Here is a 19,837-nt window from a genome sequence, read left to right on the forward strand (position 1 = left end):
CGCCGGGGTCGGCTGCCGCGCTGGCCGCCGCCCCCGCCCCCGGCGGTCAGCCGCTGCGTCGGCGCAGGGTGGCCGCCGCGAGCACCAGCGCCAGCACCACAGCGCCGAACACCACAGCGACGTCGCGCCACATCCGGCCGGTCGGTTCGGCGTGGGCGCCGACCTCCTGCAACGCCTCGATCGCGTACGACAGGGGGAAGGCGTCACTGAGCGCCTGGAGCCAGCCGGCCATCTGGTCGCGGGCCACGAACAGCCCGCAGAGCAGCAGTTGGGGGATCACCACGACTGGCAGGAACTGTACTGCCTGGAACTCGGTGCGCGCGAAGGCACTGCACAGCAGCCCGAGGGCGACGCCGAGCACGGCGTCGAGCACGGCGATCCCGATCACCAGCCCGATGCTGCCGGCGGTCTCCAGATCGAAGATCCAGTACGCCACCGCGGCGGCGACGGCTGCCTGCACGGCGGCGGCCAGCCCGAACGCGATGCCGTACCCGAAGAGCAGATCGAGCTTGCCCAGCGGCGTGGTGAGCAGCCGCTCCAGCGTGCCCGAGGTGCGTTCCCGCAGCATGGCGATGCTGGTCACCAGAAACATGATCACGAAGGGGAAGATGCCGAGCATCACCAGCGCGATCCGGTCGAAGGTCGTCGGCTGGCCGGGCGGGGTCGGTTGGTCGGCGTACATGAAGTAGACCAGGGTGAGCAGGACGGCCGGCACCAGCACGAGCAGCGCGATGGTCCGCCGGTCGTGCCGGAGCTGACGCAGGATGCGGCCGGTGGTGGCGGCGAGAATTCGCGCGTTCATGCTGTCTCCCGTGCGGCTGTCGCGTCGGTGCTGGTGGAGGCGGCCTCGCCGGCCCGGATGAGCCGCAGGAACGCCTCGTCGAGGTCGTCCACGCCGGCGGCGGCGCGGATCGCGGCGGGGCTGTCGTCGGCGATCAACCGCCCCTGGCGGATCAGCAGCAGTTGGTCGCAGCGCGCCGCCTCGTCCATCACGTGGCTGGACACCAGCAGGGTGGTGCCGGCGGCGGCCATCGCGTGGAAGCGGGCCCACAGGTCGGCCCGCAGCACCGGGTCCTGGCCGACGGTCGGCTCGTCGAGGATGACCAGCTCCGGCTCCCCGACCAGGGCACACGCCAGCGAGGCTCGGCTGCGTTGACCGCCGGAGAGGGTGGCGACCAGCTGACCGGCGGCCTCGGCCAGCCCGACGTCGCTGATCGCCCGGTCGGCCTCGACGCGCCCACGCCCGTACAACGCCGCGAAGTAGCGGGCGTTCTCCCGGACGGTCAGGTCGGCGTAGACGCTCGGGGCCTGGGTCAGGTAGCCCACCCGGTGCCGCAGGGCGGGGGTGCCCGCCGGTTGGCCGAGCACGGTGACCGTCCCGCCACTGACCAGCTGCACCCCGACCACCGCCCGCATGAACGTGGTCTTGCCACTGCCGCTGGGGCCGAGCAGCCCGGTGACCGCGCCGCGCGGGACCCGGCAGCTGATGCCGTCCAGCACCCGCCGCCCACCCCGGTCCACGACCAGGTCTCGGACGGCTATCGCATCGTCCATCACGCACCTCCACAGAAACTCATCACCTGTTGAACTCAACGCTAGATGAAATACCGCGCCGGGCGCAACGCCCGCACCGGTGTCCGGCGGGTCGACCGTCGCGCGGAGCGCGAGAACGGGCAGTAGGCTCCGGACCGGACACGAAGTCCGCCAACGGGCATTGCGCGCCGATCGGACGTACGGCACGATGGCGCGGTGGGTCACGCTCCGTTACCGGATAGCGGTTTTCTTGAGGACTGGGCCGCGCGGTTGCGGCAGGCCGCCGAGCGGCCGGTGGTCGGCATCCTGTTGCGCGGCAGCCACGCCCGCCGCGCCGCCACCGCGCACAGCGACGTCGACCTCGACGTGTTGGTCGGCGGCGCCCCGTACGCGGCCCGTCGGGCCTACCTGGACGAGTCCGCGGGCCAGGTCACTCACGTCTCGGTGGCCGCCCGGGACATCCGGTCCTGGGTGCACCGACTGGGCGAACCGGCCGACTGGGCGTTCGGGCTGCCGGTCACCGCGCCGGCGCGGCTGCTCTGGGCGGACCCGCACTGGCGGCCCCGGATCGACCTGCCGGTGCTCTGCCAGCCCGCCGAGCCACCCCGACTGGAAGAGATGATCGCCACGCTGGGTAAGGCCGCCTCCGCTCGCGCGGCCGGCGACCGTCTCGGGGTCCGGCTCGCCGTCGCCGATCTGGCGCGGCTCTGCCCCTCGGTGCTGCGACCGGCCAACCCGTCCGTGCGGGTCCACTCCCGCCGGGCGGCCTTCGCGGCGGCCCTGGAACTGCCGGTGGCCCCACCCGGCTACCGGACGGACATGCTGCTCTGCCTCGGGCTGCGACCGGGCGCCACCGGGCAGCTCTGGGCCGCCGCCGTACGGCTGGTCGCCGGCACGCTGCCGTTGATCCGGCCGTACGCCGAGGAGATCGCCGACACGGCCGGCCCGGACCTGGCCGCCGCCCTGGTCGACGGCCGGCTGGACCGCTACGTCGCCCAACTGGCCCGGCCGGCCGGGCCCCCGCAGCCCCGGCCCTCGTCGCAGGCCGGGCCCTTGTCGCAGGCCGGGCCCTTGTCGCACTCCGCGCCCTCGTCGCAGTCCGCGCCCTCGTCGCAGGCCGGGCCCTTGTCGCAGCCCTGGCTCTCGGGGCCTCCGCCGCCGCCCTGGCGGGAGCGGTCGGCGGTGCCCGCGCCGCGTGCGGGAGAATTGGTGACTGTGCCCGTACCTGACTCGCCGGTGACCGGCGTCCCCAGCGATCCGAACGAGCTGGCCGCGCCCGCGCCGGCGCGCCCGTCCCGGCTCGACCCGGCCATCGCGGCCCAGCTGCGCCGCACCGCCGACGGTCTGGTCGCCGCCGTGGTGCGCGCGCACGACTCCGGTGAGGTGCTGATGGTCGCCTGGATGGACGACGAGGCGTTGCACCGCACCCTCACCACCGGCCGGGCCACCTACTGGTCGCGCAGCCGCCGCGAATACTGGGTCAAGGGCGCCACCTCCGGGCACCACCAGTACGTGCGGTCGGTCGCCCTGGACTGCGACGGGGACGCGCTGCTGGTGAGCGTGGACCAGGTCGGCGCGGCCTGCCACACCGGGCACCGGACCTGCTTCTTCACCGACCTGCCCGTCACCGGGACGGAGGCACCGTGAGCGCGCGGAGTGCAGCGCGGCGAGGCACCGCAGTCGCGACCGAAAGGCGGGTCGGCTGATGACCGACGGCACGCTCAGCCCCGACCTGGCCACCTTCACGGCGCTGGCCGCCGACTGGCGGGTCGTGCCGGTCACCCGGCGGCTGCTGGCCGACGCGGAGACCCCGGTCGGGGTCTACCGGAAGCTGGCCGGTGGACCGGGCACGTTCCTGCTGGAATCGGCCGAGCAGGGCGTCGGCTCGGCCGGCATGGCCTGGTCGCGGTACTCGTTCATCGGCGTACGCAGCAGCGCGACCCTGATCGAGCGCGACGGCGTGGCGACCTGGCTCGGCCAGCCGCCGGCCGGGCTGAGCACCGAGGGTGACCCGGTTCGGATGCTGCGGGAGACGGTGGCGGCGCTGGCCGGCCCGGTCGGGGACCCGTCCGACGGTCTGCCGCCGCTGACCGGGGGCATGGTCGGCTATCTCGGCTACGACCTGATCCGGCGCTTCGAGCGGTTGCCCGAGCTGACCGAGGACGACCTGGGCGTCCCGGAGCTGGGCATGATGCTCGCCACCGACCTGGTGGTGCTCGACCACTACGACGGCTCCGCGATCCTGGTGGCCAACGCGGTGCTGCCGCCGGTGGACGCCCCGGACCGCGCCCCGCAGGTCGCCGCCGCCTACCACCACGCGGTGGGCCGGTTGGACGCGATGACCACGGCGCTGTCCCGGCCCATCCCGCCGATGATCTCCACGGTCGAGCGTCCGCCGGCCGGCGAGGTGCTCTGCCGTACGCCCGACGGCGGCTACCCGAAGGCGGTGGAGGCGGCCAAGGAGGCGATCAGGGCCGGTGAGTGCTTCCAGATCGTGCTCTCCCAGCGCTTCGAGCGGACGACCCACGCCGACCCGCTGGACGTCTACCGGGTGCTGCGCACCAGCAACCCCAGCCCGTACATGTACCTGCTGCGCTTCGACGGGTTCGACATCGTCGGCTCGTCCCCGGAGGCGCACCTGAAGGTCACCGGGGCCGCGGACGGGCGGCGCCGGGCGTTGTTGCACCCGATCGCCGGCACCCGGCCTCGGGGCGGCACCCCCGCCGCCGACGCCGCGCTCGCCGCCGAGCTGCTCGCCGACCCGAAGGAACGAGCCGAGCACGTGATGCTGGTCGACCTCGGCCGCAACGACCTGGGTCGGGTCTGTCAGCCCGGCAGCGTGGAGGTGCCCGAGTTCGCCACCATCGAGCGGTACAGCCACGTCATGCACATCGTCTCCACCGTCACCGGCACGCTGCGTGACGACCAGAGCGCCTTCGACGCGCTGGCCGCGACCTTCCCGGCCGGCACGCTCTCCGGGGCGCCCAAGGTGCGCGCCATGGAGATCATCGAGGAGTTGGAGCCGGTCCGTCGTGGCCTCTACGGCGGCACCGTCGGCTACTTCGGCTTCGGCGGCGACCTGGACATGGCGATCGCCATCCGGACCGCGCTCATCCGCGACGGCCGTGCCTACGTCCAGGCCGGGGCGGGGGTGGTGGCCGACTCGGACCCGGCCGCCGAGGACCAGGAGACGCGAAACAAGGCCGCGGCCGTGCTGGCCGCGATCGCTGCCGCCGAAACCCTCCGGCCGGCACGGTGAGCGCGAGGAGTGCAGCGAAGCGGAGCCCCGCAGTCGCGAACGAAGGGATGACATCGTGAGCGGCGGGGAGCGGTCCGTGGGGGGCCGGCGCGCGTTGACGTACGCCGTGCTGCTCTGCCTGGCCGGCGCGGGCCTGGCGCTGTGGGCCGCGACGCGCAGCTGGTCGGTCGAGCTGACGGTACGTCCGGCGCCGCTGCCGCCGGTGCGTGACACCCGCAGCGGTGCGAGCCTGCTGCCCTGGCTGCCGGCGTTGGCCCTGGTGACCCTGGCCGGAGGTGGCGCGGTGCTGGCCACCCGGGGCCGCCTGCGTCGGGTGCTCGGGGCGCTGCTCGGCGTGCTCGGTCTGGCCGTGGCGGCCGGCGGCGGGTATGGGCTGGTAGCCGACGTGGATGGCGACGTGAGCCGGCAGTGGCCGGCGCTCTGCCTGCTCGGTGGCCTGCTGGCCGCCGGGGGCGGCTGGTGGACGGCGGCGCGTGGCGGTGACTGGCCGGCGATGGGCGCCCGGTACGAACGTCCGACGCGGACCGCGCCGCAGGCCGCGCCGGCCCAGAGCGACCCGGCCGGGCCGCCGACGCCGTTGGCGGGGCGGCGGACCACCGAGGCGTGGGACGCGCTGGACCGGGGCGAGGACCCGACGGCCGACTGACGCGGTGACCGGCTGACGCGGGGGCCGCGAGGGTGGGCTGATGCGGTGGCCGGCTGATGCGTGACCGCGACGGCCGGCTGACGCGGTGGCCTGCGGGCGGTCAGCCGACCGGCTGGCGCTCCCACTGGGTGCGGCTGCTGGCGGCGCGGGCGGCGGTCAGCTCGGCGACCAGGCGGTTCAGCTCCGCGCGTTGGTCGGCGCGGGCCCGGTCGGCGCAGACCGCCTCCCAGGCGTTGCCCCGTGCCGTCCGCATCCGTCCCTCGCCCACCACGGCCCGTTCCACGGTGTGTACCACTCCGACGGCGAGCGATGCCACCGTCCGCGAGATGGTGGTCAGTCCGATGGTCTGGTTCGGCTCGGAAATGCTCATGGTCACCTCGCACGAGGAGTTGCTGCGGTCGGGGCAGGCGCGCCATCGAGTCTGCCCGAGGACGATGCTCGCCCGTCGACGTTTCGCCGCGGTGACCGCCCGGTCAACTGTCTCGCCTCGGCCGTGACCAGGCACCGTCCGTTCGGCCTTGAGCTTGCTCACAGCATCGATTGGCATCGTTGCCGTCAGGCGCCGAGCGGAAACTGGTGGCATGATCGATGGATCGGCCCGGTCTGACTGCGGCCGCCAGGCTCCATACCGCGTGACGGTGGTCGATACCGGAGGTGGCGCTGCGTGACATCCCCTTCACGGCAAGTCGGCCATTATGCCGCAGCCCTTTTCGTGAGCAGCGCCATACCCCCGGCATTCGGCGTCGGTCGGCTGCCCCTAGCATCGGCCCATGACGCCCGGAGAGGGGAGTCCGTTCGTGACTGCTGAGCATGCGCACGCGGAGGGGGACGAGGCCGGCCAGGCAGCGTCCGTAAGCGTGCTCGACGAGATTCTGGCCGGCGTGCGTGAAGACGTCGCCCGACGCCAGGAGCAGGTTCCGCTGGAGCGGATCCGTGAACTGGCAGCGGCGGCGCCGCCGCCCATGGACGCGTACGCGGCGCTGCGCAAGCCCGGCGTGGCCGTGATCGCCGAGGTGAAGCGTTCGTCGCCGTCCAAGGGCCGGCTGGCCGAGATCGCCGATCCGGCCGACCTCGCGGTCGACTACGCGGCCGGTGGGGCGCGTGCGATCAGCGTGCTGACCGAGGGGCGCTGGTTCGGCGGTTCGCTGGACGACCTGGCGGCCGTCCGTGCGGCGGTCACCGTGCCGGTGCTGCGTAAGGACTTCGTGGTCTCCAGCTATCAGATCCATGAGGCCCGCGCCCACGGCGCCGACCTGGTTCTGCTGATCGTCGCCGCACTCGAGCAGAACGTCCTGATGGGCCTGCTGGAGCGGATCGAGTCGCTGGGCATGACCGCCCTGGTCGAGGTGCACGACGAGGAAGAGGCCGACCGCGCGCTGGAGGCCGGCGCGCAGGTGATCGGGGTCAACGCCCGTGACCTGCGTACCCTGGAGGTCGACCGGTCGGTGTTCGAGCGGATCGCGCCCGGCCTGCCCAGCAGCGTCGTCAAGATCGCCGAATCCGGCGTTCGTGGCCCGCACGATCTGATCCGGTACGCCTCCGCGGGCGCCGACGCGGTCCTCGTGGGCGAGGGCCTGGTCACCCAGAAGAGCCCCCGCGAGGCGGTCGCCGAGTTGGTCAACGCCGGCAACCACCCGGCAACGCCCCGGCCGGTGCGCTGACCCCGCGCCGGTCTGACGTCCCACCGAGAGGATTCCCGATGAGCGCCGACGCGCTGGCCCCCGTGGCCGGCCCGCAGCCCGACTCCGCCGGCCACTTCGGCCGCTTCGGCGGTCGGTTCGTTCCCGAGGCCCTGGTGGCCGCGCTGGACGAGCTCGACGGGGCGTGGCGTACGGCGATGGCGGAGGAGTCCTTCCGGGCGGAGTTCGGCGCGCTGTTGCGCGACTACGCCGGCACGCCTTCGCTGCTCTACGAGGCCCGGCGGTTCTCCGCGAAGGTCGGCGCGCGGGTCCTGCTCAAGCGCGAGGACCTCAACCACACGGGTGCGCACAAGGTGCGCAACGTGCTCGGCCAGGCGCTGCTCACCAAGCGGATGGGCAAGACCCGGGTGATCGCGGAGACCGGCGCCGGCCAGCACGGTGTCGCCACCGCGACCGCCGCCGCCCTGTTCGACCTGGAGTGTGTGGTCTACATGGGCCAGGTCGACACCGAGCGGCAGGCGCTCAACGTGGCCCGGATGCGGATGCTCGGCGCGACCGTCGTCCCGGTCACCAACGGCTCGCGCACCCTCAAGGACGCGATGAACGAGGCGATGCGCGACTGGGTGGCCAACGTCGACGAGACGCACTACCTGATCGGCACCGCCGCAGGCCCGCACCCGTTCCCGGCGATGGTGCGCGACTTCGTCCGGGGCATCGGTGACGAGGCCCGTCAGCAGTGCCTGGACCTCACCGGTGGGTTGCCGGACGCCGTCACCGCCTGCGTCGGCGGCGGCTCCAACGCGCTGGGCATCTTCCACGCCTTCGTGGGCGACGAGGCCGTGCGGCTGTACGGCTTCGAAGCCGGTGGCGACGGGGTGTCCACCGGCCGGCATGCGGCGAGCATCACCGGCGGGTCCGCCGGGGTGCTGCACGGCACCCGCACCTTCGTGCTCCAGGACGCTGACGGGCAGACTCTGGAGTCGCACTCGATCTCCGCCGGCCTGGACTACCCGGGCGTCGGGCCCGAGCACGCGTGGCTGCACGACACCGGCCGGGCGAACTACCTGCCGGTCACCGACGACGAGGCGATGGCCGCGTTCGAGCTGCTCTGCCGTACCGAGGGCATCATCCCGGCGATCGAGAGCGCACATGCGCTCGCCGGCACCGTCGCGCTGGCTCCGAAGCTCGCCGCGGAGCTGGGCCGGGAGCCGACCATCGTGGTCAACCTCTCCGGGCGGGGCGACAAGGACGTGCACACCGCCGGCGACTACTTCGGCATCCTCGACAAGGAGCGGTGAGATGAGCCGGATCGGGGTGGCCTTCGACAAGGCCCGCGCCGACGGACGGGCACTGCTGGTCGGCTGCATGCCGGCCGGTTTCCCCACCGTCGAGGGCAGCATCGCCGCGATGACCGCCATGGTCGAGGCCGGCGTCGACGTGATCGAGGTGGAGATCCCCTACTCCGACCCGGTGATGGACGGGCCGGTGATCCAGCGGGCCAGTGACATCGCGCTGGCCGGGGGCGTACGCACCGCGGACACGATGCGCATCATCGAGGCGGTCGCGGCCACCGGCGCTCCGGTGGTCACCATGACCTACTGGAACCCGGTCGAGCGGTACGGCGTGGACGTCTTCGCCCGTGACCTGGCCTCCGCCGGCGGCACCGGCCTGATCACCCCGGACCTCATCCCCGACGAGGCCGACGAGTGGCTGGCCGCCTCGGACGCGCACGGGCTGGACCGCACGTTCCTGGTCTCGCCGTCGTCCACCGACGCTCGGCTGGCGATGACGGTGCAGCACTGCCGCGGTTTCGTCTACGCGACCGCCGTGATGGGGGTGACCGGTGCCCGGGCGCGGACCTCCGACGCCGCCCCGACGCTGGTCTCCCGGGCCCGCGCGGTCACCGACCTGCCGATCGGTGTCGGCCTGGGTGTGGGTACCGGCGCGCAGGCCGGCACCGTCGCCGGTTACGCCGATGGGGTGATCGTGGGCAGCGCGCTGGTCCGGTGTGTGCTCGACGCGCCCACCGAGGCCGACGGGCTGGCGGCCCTGCGCACGCTCAGCGCCGAACTCGCCGAGGGCGTCCGTAACCCCACCCGCTGAGCCCGGCCCGCGCTGGGCCCCGGCCTGGCTCAACCCTGGGCGCTCGTGCCGGCTCGACGGCCGGCTGGCCGGAGCGCTGGGGCATGTCTGTCTGTTGAGCGGTATACCTGTGAGTCATATTTATGCCTCACAGGCATACCGCTCAATCGGATGTGGCCTGGCAGGCGAGGCTGTCCGCGAACACGCGGCGGACCTCGGGACGGTTGCGGCTTGTCAGGGGTGCAGGGGGGACCGGTCCGGGGCCTCGCCGCGTTGCTCGGGCGGCTGCCCCGCTCCCGGATACCCGTCCTGGCCGATCCCGGATGGCTGCCCGCTGTGGCCGGTCTCCGGGGGCCGCGCGTCCTGGTCGGCTGCCGGCGGGCCGTCCTCGGCTGGGCGCGCCGCCGGCAGCGGCGCGGAGGCGACGGTGCCGGGTACGTAGCCGACGTCGCGGAGCACGCCGGAGCGGCCGGCGGTCGCGTCGGTGACGGCGGCTCGGGTGAGCGGGGTGACCATCTCGGGCAGCGCGTCGGGGGAGTGCCAGGACAATCGGCAGCCAGGCGGTGGGTCGGTGGCGGGTCGGACCCCGGCCGCGCGGGCCCGGAACACGTGCACGAGGACGTCCGGCAGCGGGCCGGCGCGTCCCGCCGCGGCCTCCCCCGAAGGGCAGCTCACCTGGTAGATACCGACAAGGTCGGTCAGCTCGATGTCCCAACCGGTTTCCGCGCGAATGTCCCGCAGCGCCGCCCGCACCGGGCCCTCGGCCGGGCGCAGCCGCCCGCCGGGCAACGCGTAGCGGCGGGCACCCCGACCCTGCTGGCAGAGCAGCACTCGACCGGTGTCGTCGGTGACGACCGCGGCGACCGCCCAGGTGAGCGCGCTCATGGACAAAGAGCCTACGGCGGTGCAAACCAGAAGTCACCGGGATGTGCCCCGCAGCGGCCCGGGGTGCCGCTGCGGGGGTGTGCAGCGGTAGCGTGTGCACCCGTGACCCTCGCCTCGCTCTCCCCCCAGGCGGCCCTGCCCAGCCCCAGCACCGCGGTCTGGCAGCTCGGGCCAGTGCCGATCCGGGCCTACGCGCTCTGCATCATCGCCGGCATCGTGCTGGCCTGCTGGGTGACGGAGCGCCGGCTGCGGCAGCGCGGCGTCGCGCCCGGCGCGGTGCTCGACATTGCCGTCTGGGCGGTGCCCGCCGGCATCATCGGCGCCCGGATCTACCACGTGGTCACCTCACCCGAGAAGTACTTCGGGGCCGGTGGGGACCCGATGAAGGCGTTCGCCATCTGGGAGGGCGGTCTCGGCATCTGGGGCGCGGTCGCCGGTGGCGCGCTCGGTGCCTGGATCGCGGCCCGACAGCTCGGCATTCCGTTCGGCGTGGTGGCCGACGCGCTGGCCCCCGGGCTGCCGCTGGCCCAGGCCGTCGGCCGCATCGGCAACTGGTTCAACAACGAGCTCTTCGGTGGCCGGACGACCCTGCCGTGGGGTCTGGAGATCCACCGGATGGACCCGGACAACCCCGGGCACGCCCTCCGCGACGACGCCGGGCAGCCGATCCTCGAACCGGGTCTCTACCAGCCGACCTTCCTCTACGAGGCGCTGTGGAACCTCGGCGTCGTAGCTCTGGTCCTGGTCCTCGACCGCCGGCTGAAGCTGGGCCGGGGCCGGGCGTTCGCGCTCTACGTGATGGGTTACACCGCCGGCCGGTTCTGGATCGAGCTGATGCGCACCGACGAGGCCAACCAGATCTTCGGCGTCCGGCTCAACGTCTGGACCGCCGCCCTGGTCTTCCTCGGCGCACTGATCTACTTCGTGCGGGTGCGTGGCCCTCGGGACTACCTGATCCCGCTCGGCCCGACGACGACGACCCCGCCCCCCACGTCCGACCTGTCCCAGGTCGACCTCTCCGAGCGGGAGACCCCCGCGCGGGCCGCCGCGCCGGAGGGCTACCGGGTGGTGAGCGAGGAGCAGTACGCCGCCTGGCAGGACACCGGCGTCGTACCGCCGGCGGACGACGACTCCCGGCCGGATGATGGCCAGCCGTCCGACGACACGGCAGCCGCCGACCTCACGTCGAGCGACGACGAGCCGGTGGACGACCCGTCCGCCGCTCGCACCGACCGGGCCGACGCCACGGGCGCGCGTCCCGCCGACCGGGACAGCTGAGCGGCACCGATGCGAAGCGCGGTGGTGGTCGGCGCAGGGGTCGGTGGCCTCGCGGTGGCCGGCGCGCTGGCTCGTTCCGGCTGGCAGGTCACCGTGTTGGAACGCGCCGAACGGGTCCGCCCCGAGCCGACCGCAGTGGTGCTCTGGCCCAACGGCGTCCGCGCGCTCCAGGCCCTTGGCCTCGGCGCCGGCCTGGCCGCCATCGCCACCCCGTTGCCCGACGGCGGGGTCCGTCGCCCGGACGGGCACTGGCTCGTGCAGCCCCGGCCCATCCCGGCCGACCGGATGCCGGTGGTGGTGCACCGGGAGGATCTGCACGACGCGCTGATCGCCGGCCTCGGCGAGCGGGTCGAGTTGCGGACCGGGGTGACCGTGCGCCACGTCCGCGTCGAGCCGGGCGAGCGGCCGGGAGTCAGCGACGGGCGGCACACCATCGAGGCCGATCTGGTGGTGGCCGCCGACGGCACGGACAGCGGCATCCGCCGCCAACTCGCGCCCGAGTCCCGGGTGGTCAGCTCCGGATGCGCCGCCTGGCGGGCCGTCATCCCCTGGTACCAGGCACCTCGACTCCCCGACGATCAGCCGCTGGCCGGCGAGATTCTCGGCGCGGGTTACCGGTTCGTGGCCGCGTCGCTGGGCGAGCGCGGCTCCTCGGGCGGGTCCAGCCGGGGCGGCATCTACTGGGTGGCCACCGCCGCCGGCGCGCCCCGCCCGGAACCACCGGAGACCCAGCTCGCCCTGCTGCGCCGCTGGTACGCGGGCTGGCCGGCGCCGGTCGGCGCGCTCCTCGACGCCACCGACCCGGCCGACCTGGTCCAACAGGAGGTTCGCGAGCTGCGCCCGCTGCCCCGGGCGTACGGCTTTCCGGTCGGGCCCGGTGGGGTGGTGCTGCTCGGCGACGCGGCGCACGCCATGCCGCCGCACCTCGGGCAGGGCGCCTGCCTCGCGTTCGAGGACGCCGCCACCCTCGCGTCGCTGCTGCGGGAGGCCCGGCTGCCCGACGCCGTCCAGGCGTACGACCGGGTGCGCCGCCCGCGGGCCGCGACAGTGGTCCGGCAGACCCGGCGGATGTCGGCGGTGCTCCAGACCCGGGGCCGGTTGGCGCTGCGCGCCCGGGACGCCGCACTGGGCACGATCAACTCCCGACTGCTCTCCAGCGCCGCCGCCTCCGCCGCCCAGTGGCGCCCACCGACCTGACCTCTGCCGCGAGGCACGTCAGCGGAGCGAGGCAGGTCAGCGGAGCGGTGCGGGTCAGGGGATGAGCGCGGCGGGTTCGGCGATGCAGGCGGTGCCGATTCGGCGGAAGCCGACCCGCAGGTAGACCCGCGCGATCTCCTCGCTGCCCGCGGAGAGGAAGACCAGTTCGGTGCCGGCCGCCAGTAGTTCCCGGGCCAGGGTGGCGGTGAGCGCGGCGCCCAGCCCGCGTCGTCGGGCGGACGGCAGGGTGGCCACCCCGGCGATCTCCGCGACGTCGTCCACCCGCATCGCCATGCCGCTGGCCAGCGCGCCCTCGGTCGGCGTGCCGGCCAGCGCGGAGATCCGTCGCCCGTCGGCGATCCGGACGCGCTCCTCGTCGAGCGCGGCCAGTTCGAGTTCGGTGACGGCGGCGTCGCGTTCGGCCGGGCCGGCCTCGCCGGGCGCGGTGCCGGCGGCGGCGAACGCCACCGCTGCCACCGCACGCCGGGCGGCGACATCGGCGGCGAAGCCGGGGGAGTCAGCTGCCAGCACCCGCACCGCCGCGTCGGAGAGCGTCGCCGGCTCGGGTAGCGCGCTCGGGTCGAGCACCATCAGCGGCGCCTCCAGCACGCTGAGTCCCGCCGAGCGCGCCACCGCCAGCAGCTCCGGGGTCGTCTCGTGCACCCACTCGAAGGCTTCTGGCAGGCCCAGCTTCCGCTGGCGCTCGCGGACCGAGACCACGTCGGCCAGCGACGGCGGCTCGGTGGCGTCGATCCGGGGGCGGGCGTAGAACGGCCAGCCGGCACCTTCGCGGACGAACAGCACCAGCGCGCCATGCTCCTCCGCACCGGCGACGTCGCGGGGCACCGCGTCGTAGAAGCGTTCCAACCGGTCGAAGACGTGCTTGTGTCGCGGATCCACCGCGCGAGACTACACGTCCCAGCCAGTGGACGGTGTGATCAATCTCGGGTGGCCGTGCGGCCCCGGCCCTAACGTAGACTCAATAGACCCACGGGCCGACGTCGTCCCCACCATGATCCAACCTGAGTGACGACAGGAGGCCCGGTGGCTCAGCCGTACGCGGACACAGAACAGCCGCACCCGCACAGCCCGCAGGCGTCCCCGACGCCCCACACCCGTCCGTCCGCCCAGGGCCTCTACGACCCAGCGCAGGAGCACGATGCCTGCGGCGTGGCCTTCGTGGCGGACCTGCACGGCCGGCGTTCACACTCGGTCGTCGCCAATGGGCTCGGCGCGCTCTGTCGGCTGGACCACCGGGGCGCCCGTGGCGCGGAGCCGAACACCGGCGACGGCGCCGGCATCATGATCCAGGTCCCCGACGCGTTCCTGCGCGCGGTGGCCGACGTCGCGCTTCCCCCGGCGGGCGAGTACGCCACGGGGCTGGTCTTCCTTCCCGACGACGATGCCGCCGAGGCGCGTGCCCGCCGGGTGGTCGAGAAGTACGCCCTGGTCGAGGGCGCCGACCTGCTCGGCTGGCGGGACGTGCCGATCGACCCGAGTGACCTGGGCGAAACAGCCCTCGCGGCGATGCCCCGGGTCCGGCAGCTCTTCCTGGCCGCGCACCGCCTCACCGACGCGCCCGACGGGCCGGCCGGCTCCCCGCTGCGCGGCATCGAGCTGGACCGGGTGGCGTTCTGCCTGCGTAAGCAGGCCGAGCGGGAGACCGCCGAGCGCGGCGTTCCGGCGTACTTCCCGTCGCTGTCCAGCCGCACCATGGTCTACAAGGGCATGCTCACGCCCGACCAGCTGCCGGCGTTCTACCCGGACCTGCGCGACGAGAGGGTGGACAGCGCCATCGCTCTGGTGCACTCCCGCTTCTCCACCAACACCTTCCCGTCCTGGCCGCTGGCGCACCCGTACCGGTTCATCGCCCACAACGGCGAGATCAACACGATCCGGGGCAACCGCAACTGGATGCAGGCCCGCGAGGCGCTCCTGCGCTCGCCGAACGTGCCGGGCAACATCCGGCGGGTCTTCCCGGTCTGCACCCCCGCCGCCTCCGACTCGGCGAACTTCGACGAGGTGCTGGAGTTGCTGCACCTGGCCGGGCGGAGCCTGCCGCACGCGGTGCTCATGATGATCCCCGAGGCCTGGGAGAACGACCCCGGGATGGACCCGGCCAAGCGCGCCTTCTACCGCTTCCACGCCAGCCTGATGGAGCCGTGGGACGGTCCGGCGTCGGTGGCCTTCACCGACGGCGAGATCGTCGGCGCGGTGCTGGACCGCAACGGGCTGCGCCCGGGGCGCTGGTGGCAGACCGACGACGGGCTCGTGGTGCTCGGCTCCGAGGCGGGCGTCCTCGACCTCGACCCGGCCCACGTGGTCGCCAAGGGGCGACTCCAGCCGGGCCGGATGTTCCTGGTCGACACCGTGGCCGGGCGGATCGTGCACGACGAGGAGATCAAGTCCGAGTTGGCCGCCGCCCAGCCGTACGGTGAGTGGCTGCACGCCGGGCTGATCGAGCTGAACGACCTGCCGGCCCGCGAGCACACCGTCTACACGCACGACTCGGTGCGCCGCCGGCAGCAGACCTTCGGCTACACAGTGGAAGAGCTGAAGATCCTGCTCGGGCCGATGGCCCGCACCGGCGCCGAGCCGCTCGGCTCGATGGGTACGGACACCCCGATCTCGCCGCTGTCCACCCGGCCGCGGCTGCTCTACGACTACTTCCACCAGCTTTTCGCCCAGGTCACCAACCCGCCGCTGGACGCCATCCGCGAGGAGTTGGTGACCAGCCTGGCGTCGACCATCGGGCCGGAGGGCAACCTGCTCGACCCGGGCGCCGCGAGCTGCCGGCAGATCGTGCTCCCGCACCCGATCATCGACAACGACGAGCTGGCGAAGATCCTCTCCATCGACGAGGACGGCGACCTGCCCGGCTTCAAGGCGGTCCGGGTCTCCGGGCTGTACCGGATCCGGGAGGGCGCCGCCGGGATCAAGGCGCGGCTGACCGAGATCTGCCGGCACGTCTCCGAGGCGATCGAGGACGGCGTACGCATCCTGGTGCTCTCCGACCGGGACTCCAATGCCGACCTGGCGCCGATCCCGTCGCTGCTGCTCACCGCCGCCGTGCACCAGCACCTGGTCCGCGAGCAGACCCGTACGCGGGCGGCGCTGATCGTCGAGTCCGGGGACTGCCGGGAGGTGCACCACGCGGCGGTGCTGATCGGCTACGGCGCGGCGGCGGTCAACCCGTACCTGGCGTTCGAGTCGGTCGAGGACATGATCGCCACCGGCACGTTGGCCGGGGTGGAGCCCGCCGCCGCGGTCCGCAACTACGCGAAGGCGCTCGGCAAGGGCGTCCTGAAGATCATGTCCAAGATGGGCATCTCGACGGTCTCCTCGTACTGCGGTGCGCAGGTCTTCGAGGCGGTCGGCCTGGACAGCCGGCTGGTCGACCGCTACTTCCGGGGCACCCCCAGCCGCATCGGCGGGGTGGGTCTCGCCGGCGTGCACACCGAGGTGGCCGCCCGGCACGCGCTGGCCTGGCCGCCGGCCGGCACCGCCACCTCCGACCGTTTGGAGGTCGGTGGGGAGTACCAGTGGCGTCGCGAGGGTGAGCTGCACCTGTTCAACCCGGAGACGGTCTTCCTGCTGCAGCACGCCACCCGCAGCCGGCAGTACGACGTCTTCCGGCAGTACACCGCCAAGGTCGACGCGCTCGCCGCGCAGGCCGGCTCGTTGCGCGGGCTGTTCACACTGCGCACCGGGGTCCGTCCGGCGGTGCCGATCGAGGAGGTCGAGCCGGCCACCGAGATCGTCAAGCGGTTCGCCACCGGTGCCATGTCGTACGGGTCGATCTCGGCGGAGGCGCACGAGACGCTCGCCATCGCCATGAACCGGCTCGGCGGCAAGTCCAACACCGGTGAGGGCGGCGAGGACGTCGAACGGCTGCACGACCCGGCCCGGCGTTCGGCGGTCAAGCAGATCGCCAGCGGCCGCTTCGGTGTGACCAGCGAATACCTGGTCAACGCCGACGACCTCCAGATCAAGATGGCCCAGGGTGCCAAGCCGGGCGAGGGCGGTCAGTTGCCCGGCAACAAGGTCTGGCCGTGGATCGCCCGGACCCGGCACGCCACCCCCGGCGTGGGTCTGATCTCCCCGCCGCCGCACCACGACATCTACTCCATCGAGGACCTCGCCCAGTTGGTGCACGACCTGAAGTGCGTCAACCCGGCGGCCCGGGTGCACGTCAAGCTGGTCAGCGAGGTCGGCGTCGGCACCGTCGCCGCCGGGGTGGCGAAGCTCAAGGCGGACGTCATCCTGATCTCCGGCCACGACGGCGGCACTGGCGCCTCCCCGATGAACTCGCTCAAGCACGCCGGCACCCCGTGGGAGCTGGGGCTGGCCGAGGCGCAGCAGACGCTGTTGCTCAACAAGCTGCGCGACCGGGTCACCGTGCAGGTCGACGGCCAGCTCAAGACCGGCCGGGACGTGCTGATCGCGGCGTTGCTCGGCGCGGAGGAGTTCGGCTTCGCGACCGCGCCGCTGATCGTCGAGGGCTGCGTGATGATGCGGGTCTGCCACCTGGACACCTGCCCGGTCGGCATCGCCACGCAGAATCCGGTGCTGCGGGAGCGCTTCACCGGCAAGCCGGAGTTCGTGGAGAACTTCTTCCTCTTCCTCGCCGAGGAGGTCCGGGGCTACCTGGCCGAGCTGGGCTTCCGGTCGATCGAGGAGGCGATCGGGCAGTCCGAGGTGCTCGACGTGGCCCCGGCGCTGACGCACTGGAAGGCGCACGGGTTGGACCTGGCGCCCGTCCTGCACCTGCCGGAGCTGCCCGCCGGCGCGGCCCGACGCGGGGTCCGCGCGCAGGATCACGGCCTGGAGCAGGCGCTCGACAACGAGCTGATCGCGCTGGCCCGTCCGGCTCTGACGGACGGGGCGCCGGTGCGGGTCGAGGTGGCGGTGCGCAACGAGCACCGCAGCGTCGGCGCGATGCTCGGCGGTGAGGTGACCCGTCGCTTCGGCGGCGCCGGCCTTCCCGAGGACACCATCGAGTTCGTGCTGCACGGCACGGCCGGGCAGTCGTTCGGCGCGTTCCTGCCGCGCGGGGTGACCCTGCGCCTGCACGGCGACGCCAACGACTACGTGGGCAAGGGCCTCTCCGGAGGTCGGCTCATTGTCCGTCCGGACGCCGCCGCGCCGTTCCTCGACCCGGACGCCGAGCCGGGGCAGCGGGCCGAGGATCAGATCATTGCCGGCAACACCATCCTGTACGGGGCCACGGCGGGCGAGGTCTTCCTGCGTGGTCGGGTGGGGGAGCGGTTCGCGGTGCGCAACTCCGGCGCGATCGCCGTGGTCGAGGGCGTCGGCGACCATGGCTGCGAGTACATGACCGGCGGCACGGTGGTGGTGCTGGGCGCGACCGGCCGGAACTTCGCGGCCGGCATGTCCGGCGGCACGGCGTACGTGCACCACCTGGACCGTTCCCGGGTCAACGCGGAGCTGGTCGACCTGTTGCCGCTGGGCGAGCAGGAGCAGTCGCTGCTACACGAGCTGGTCCAACGGCACGTGGCCGAGACCGGGTCGGCGGTTGCCGAGGAGCTGCTCAAGCGGTGGCCGGAGGCGGTGGCCGAGTTCACCGCGGTGGTACCCCGCGACTACCGCCGGGTGCTGGAGATCATGCGGGCCGCCGAAGCAGCCGGCCGCGACGTCGACGACGCGGTGATGGGCGCGCTCAGCGCGCCCGCCGCGCCGGTGCCGCCCGCCCCGCGGGTGGCTGCCCAGGAGGTGGCACGTGCCTGACCCGAACGGTTTCCTGCGCTACGACCGGCGGCTGCCGGCCCGCCGCCCGGTGCCGGTGCGGATCAGCGACTGGCGGGAGGTGTACCCGCCGGCCGGCGAGGAACTGGTCCGTGAGCAGGCCACGCGATGCATGGACTGCGGCATCCCGTTCTGCCACGACGGCTGCCCGCTGGGCAATCGCATCCCGGACTGGAACGACCTGGTGCGGACCGGCAACTGGGACGCCGCGGTGGAGTCGCTGCACGCCACAAACAACTTCCCGGAGTTCACCGGCCGGCTCTGCCCGGCGCCCTGCGAGGCGGCCTGCGTGCTCGGCATCTCCGGTGGTCAACCGGTGACCATCAAGCAGGTCGAGGTGGAGATCGCCGACGCCGCAGCAGCGCGGGGGTTCACCCCCCGCCCGGTGCCGGCGCCGTCGGGCCGGTCGGTCGCCGTCGTCGGCTCCGGGCCCGCCGGCCTCGCCGCCGCGCAGCAGCTGGTCCGCGCCGGTCACGCGGTGACGGTGTACGAACGCGACGACGCGATCGGTGGCCTGCTGCGGTACGGCATCCCCGACTTCAAGTTGGAGAAGCGGCACATCGATGCCCGGTTGGCCCAGCTCACCGCCGAGGGGGTGCGCTTCCGCACCGGCGTGAACGTCGGGGTGGACGTGACAGCCGAGCAGTTGCGCGCCGAGCACGACGCGGTGCTGCTGGCCTGTGGGGCGTTGCAGGGCCGGGACACGCCGGAGACCCCGGGGCGGGCGCTTCGGGGCGTACACCAGGCGATGGCGCACCTGGTCGCGGCGAATCGCGCGGTCGCCACCGCGGCCACCGACCAGGCCGGCGTGGTGGCCACCGCCGAGCGTCGGCTGGCGCGGGCGGTGTTGCCGGACGGCACGCCGATCGACGCGGCCGGCAAGCACGTGGTGATCATCGGTGGCGGTGACACGGCGGCCGACTGTCTCGGTGTCGCGCACCGCCAGGGCGCCGCGGGCGTGCACCAGCTCGACCTGTACCCGCAGCCGCCGCAGGAGCGCGACGAGGCACGGGACCCGTGGCCGACCTGGCCGTGGGTGCTGCGCAGCTACCCGGCGCACGAGGAGGGTGGCGAGCGGGTCTTCGCCGTGGCGGTGCAGGAGTTCGTGGACGACGGCACCGGCCAGGTGCGGGCGGTGCGGATCGCCGAGGTGACAGTGGAGAAGCGTGACGGCCGGCGGGTCGTCACAGTGGTGCCGGGCTCGGAGCGGGAGTTGCCGGCCGATCTGGTGCTGCTGGCGATCGGTTTCGAGGGCACCGAGCAGCAGCCGTTGCTGGCCCAGTTCGGCGTGACCCGCAACCCTCGGGGCGCCATCGACGCCCGCGACGACTGGCAGACCGACGCCGACGGGGTGTTCGTGGCCGGTGACATGCACCGGGGCGCTTCGTTGATCGTCTGGGCCATCGCCGAGGGGCGGGCGGTCGCCGCCGCCATCCACGGCTATCTGGGCGGTGTCGGTGCGCTGCCGGCCCCGGTGGGTCCGGCCGCGCAGGCTCTCGCGGCTCGCTGAGGTGCGGGCGTCCGGTCGGTGCGGCAGGTCCGCCGCCGCAC

The 19,837-nt window shown here is 73.5% G+C and carries 15 protein-coding genes and 1 pseudogene; 11 read left to right on the forward strand and 5 right to left on the reverse strand.

The window, feature by feature from the left end; genetic code table 11:
• Positions 1–46: 46 nt before the first annotated feature.
• Both GA0070561_RS29355 and GA0070561_RS29360 read right to left on the reverse strand, forming a co-directional pair.
• Positions 47–802 carry an ABC transporter permease gene (locus GA0070561_RS29355; protein WP_091407789.1) on the reverse strand — a complete coding sequence of 252 codons (756 nt, stop codon included), beginning with the start codon at positions 800–802 and terminating at the stop codon, positions 47–49.
• Entirely contained in the window at positions 799–1,554 is a 756-nt protein-coding gene (locus GA0070561_RS29360) for an ABC transporter ATP-binding protein (RefSeq protein ID WP_091407792.1), read from the reverse strand. The genes GA0070561_RS29355 and GA0070561_RS29360 overlap by 4 nt, the downstream gene beginning before the upstream one ends.
• A 597-nt stretch (positions 1,555–2,151) precedes the next feature.
• On the opposite strand from GA0070561_RS29360, the pseudogene GA0070561_RS34395 reads away from it, so the two are divergent.
• The 4 genes and pseudogenes from GA0070561_RS34395 to GA0070561_RS29380 all read left to right on the forward strand — a co-directional run.
• Positions 2,152–2,430 (forward strand): annotated as a pseudogene (locus GA0070561_RS34395) (phosphoribosyl-AMP cyclohydrolase); the annotation flags it as partial.
• 318 nt (positions 2,431–2,748) lie between these two features.
• Positions 2,749–3,180 carry a phosphoribosyl-AMP cyclohydrolase gene (hisI, locus tag GA0070561_RS34400; RefSeq protein ID WP_091408078.1) on the forward strand — a complete coding sequence of 144 codons (432 nt, stop codon included), beginning with the start codon at positions 2,749–2,751 and terminating at the stop codon, positions 3,178–3,180.
• Positions 3,181–3,238: 58 nt separating this feature from the next.
• On the forward strand, positions 3,239–4,792 hold the full coding sequence (locus GA0070561_RS29375; RefSeq protein ID WP_091407794.1) for an anthranilate synthase component I: 1,554 nt from the start codon (positions 3,239–3,241) through the stop codon (positions 4,790–4,792).
• Between the two features lie 52 nt (positions 4,793–4,844).
• Positions 4,845–5,438, forward strand: coding sequence for a Trp biosynthesis-associated membrane protein (locus tag GA0070561_RS29380; protein ID WP_091408081.1), 594 nt, complete (start codon positions 4,845–4,847; stop codon positions 5,436–5,438).
• A 100-nt stretch (positions 5,439–5,538) separates the two neighbouring features.
• On the opposite strand, the gene GA0070561_RS29385 is transcribed toward GA0070561_RS29380, so the two are convergent.
• The gene (locus GA0070561_RS29385) at positions 5,539–5,808 is read right to left on the reverse strand and encodes a hypothetical protein (protein WP_091408083.1); all 270 of its coding nucleotides are present in this window, start codon (positions 5,806–5,808) and stop codon (positions 5,539–5,541) included.
• Positions 5,809–6,295: 487 nt separating this feature from the next.
• Between GA0070561_RS29385 and trpC the strand changes: the two genes are divergently transcribed.
• The 3 genes from trpC to trpA are packed head-to-tail and all read left to right on the forward strand — an operon-like array spanning position 6,296 to position 9,181.
• Positions 6,296–7,099, forward strand: coding sequence for an indole-3-glycerol phosphate synthase TrpC (trpC, locus tag GA0070561_RS29390; protein ID WP_030334428.1), 804 nt, complete (start codon positions 6,296–6,298; stop codon positions 7,097–7,099).
• A gap of 38 nt (positions 7,100–7,137) precedes the next feature.
• Positions 7,138–8,376, forward strand: a complete 1,239-nt coding sequence (gene trpB / locus GA0070561_RS29395; protein WP_091407796.1) for a tryptophan synthase subunit beta — start codon at positions 7,138–7,140, stop codon at positions 8,374–8,376.
• A gap of 1 nt (position 8,377) precedes the next feature.
• Complete coding sequence (gene trpA, locus GA0070561_RS29400; RefSeq protein ID WP_091407799.1) at positions 8,378–9,181, forward strand: tryptophan synthase subunit alpha; 804 nt, start codon at positions 8,378–8,380, stop codon at positions 9,179–9,181.
• A gap of 213 nt (positions 9,182–9,394) precedes the next feature.
• Here the strand turns inward: trpA and GA0070561_RS29405 are convergent, their stop codons facing one another.
• Complete coding sequence (locus GA0070561_RS29405; RefSeq protein ID WP_091407801.1) at positions 9,395–10,045, reverse strand: NUDIX hydrolase; 651 nt, start codon at positions 10,043–10,045, stop codon at positions 9,395–9,397.
• A gap of 102 nt (positions 10,046–10,147) precedes the next feature.
• On the opposite strand from GA0070561_RS29405, the gene lgt reads away from it, so the two are divergent.
• Entirely contained in the window at positions 10,148–11,323 is a 1,176-nt protein-coding gene (lgt, locus tag GA0070561_RS29410) for a prolipoprotein diacylglyceryl transferase (RefSeq protein WP_167362524.1), read from the forward strand.
• 9 nt (positions 11,324–11,332) lie between these two features.
• Positions 11,333–12,520, forward strand: a complete 1,188-nt coding sequence (locus GA0070561_RS29415; RefSeq protein WP_091407809.1) for an FAD-dependent oxidoreductase — start codon at positions 11,333–11,335, stop codon at positions 12,518–12,520.
• 54 nt (positions 12,521–12,574) lie between these two features.
• On the opposite strand, the gene GA0070561_RS29420 is transcribed toward GA0070561_RS29415, so the two are convergent.
• Positions 12,575–13,420, reverse strand: a complete 846-nt coding sequence (locus GA0070561_RS29420; RefSeq protein WP_091407812.1) for a GNAT family N-acetyltransferase — start codon at positions 13,418–13,420, stop codon at positions 12,575–12,577.
• Positions 13,421–13,564: 144 nt separating this feature from the next.
• On the opposite strand from GA0070561_RS29420, the gene gltB reads away from it, so the two are divergent.
• Positions 13,565–18,268 (forward strand): glutamate synthase large subunit, encoded by a 4,704-nt coding sequence (gltB, locus tag GA0070561_RS29425; protein ID WP_091407815.1) that lies wholly within the window; start codon positions 13,565–13,567, stop codon positions 18,266–18,268.
• Positions 18,261–19,796 carry a glutamate synthase subunit beta gene (locus GA0070561_RS29430; protein ID WP_091407817.1) on the forward strand — a complete coding sequence of 512 codons (1,536 nt, stop codon included), beginning with the start codon at positions 18,261–18,263 and terminating at the stop codon, positions 19,794–19,796. Before gltB ends, GA0070561_RS29430 begins: the two co-directional genes overlap by 8 nt.
• The last annotated feature ends 41 nt before the right edge of the window (positions 19,797–19,837 follow it).

Origin of the sequence: Micromonospora saelicesensis (assembly GCF_900091575.1) — a bacterium.
GTDB classification, from domain to species: Bacteria; Actinomycetota; Actinomycetes; order Mycobacteriales; family Micromonosporaceae; genus Micromonospora; species Micromonospora saelicesensis.

Bases quoted from the DNA above. Each gene is read 5' to 3' on its own strand.
- GA0070561_RS29355 (WP_091407789.1), bottom strand. From the start codon at position 802: ATGAACGCGCGAATTCTCGCCGCCACCACCGGCCGCATCCTGCGTCAG.
- GA0070561_RS29360 (WP_091407792.1), bottom strand. From the start codon at position 1,554: ATGGACGATGCGATAGCCGTCCGAGACCTGGTCGTGGACCGGGGTGGG.
- trpB (WP_091407796.1), top strand. From the start codon at position 7,138: ATGAGCGCCGACGCGCTGGCCCCCGTGGCCGGCCCGCAGCCCGACTCC.
- trpA (WP_091407799.1), top strand. From the start codon at position 8,378: ATGAGCCGGATCGGGGTGGCCTTCGACAAGGCCCGCGCCGACGGACGG.
- GA0070561_RS29415 (WP_091407809.1), top strand. From the start codon at position 11,333: ATGCGAAGCGCGGTGGTGGTCGGCGCAGGGGTCGGTGGCCTCGCGGTG.
- GA0070561_RS29405 (WP_091407801.1), bottom strand. From the start codon at position 10,045: ATGAGCGCGCTCACCTGGGCGGTCGCCGCGGTCGTCACCGACGACACC.
- GA0070561_RS29385 (WP_091408083.1), bottom strand. From the start codon at position 5,808: ATGAGCATTTCCGAGCCGAACCAGACCATCGGACTGACCACCATCTCG.
- GA0070561_RS29375 (WP_091407794.1), top strand. From the start codon at position 3,239: ATGACCGACGGCACGCTCAGCCCCGACCTGGCCACCTTCACGGCGCTG.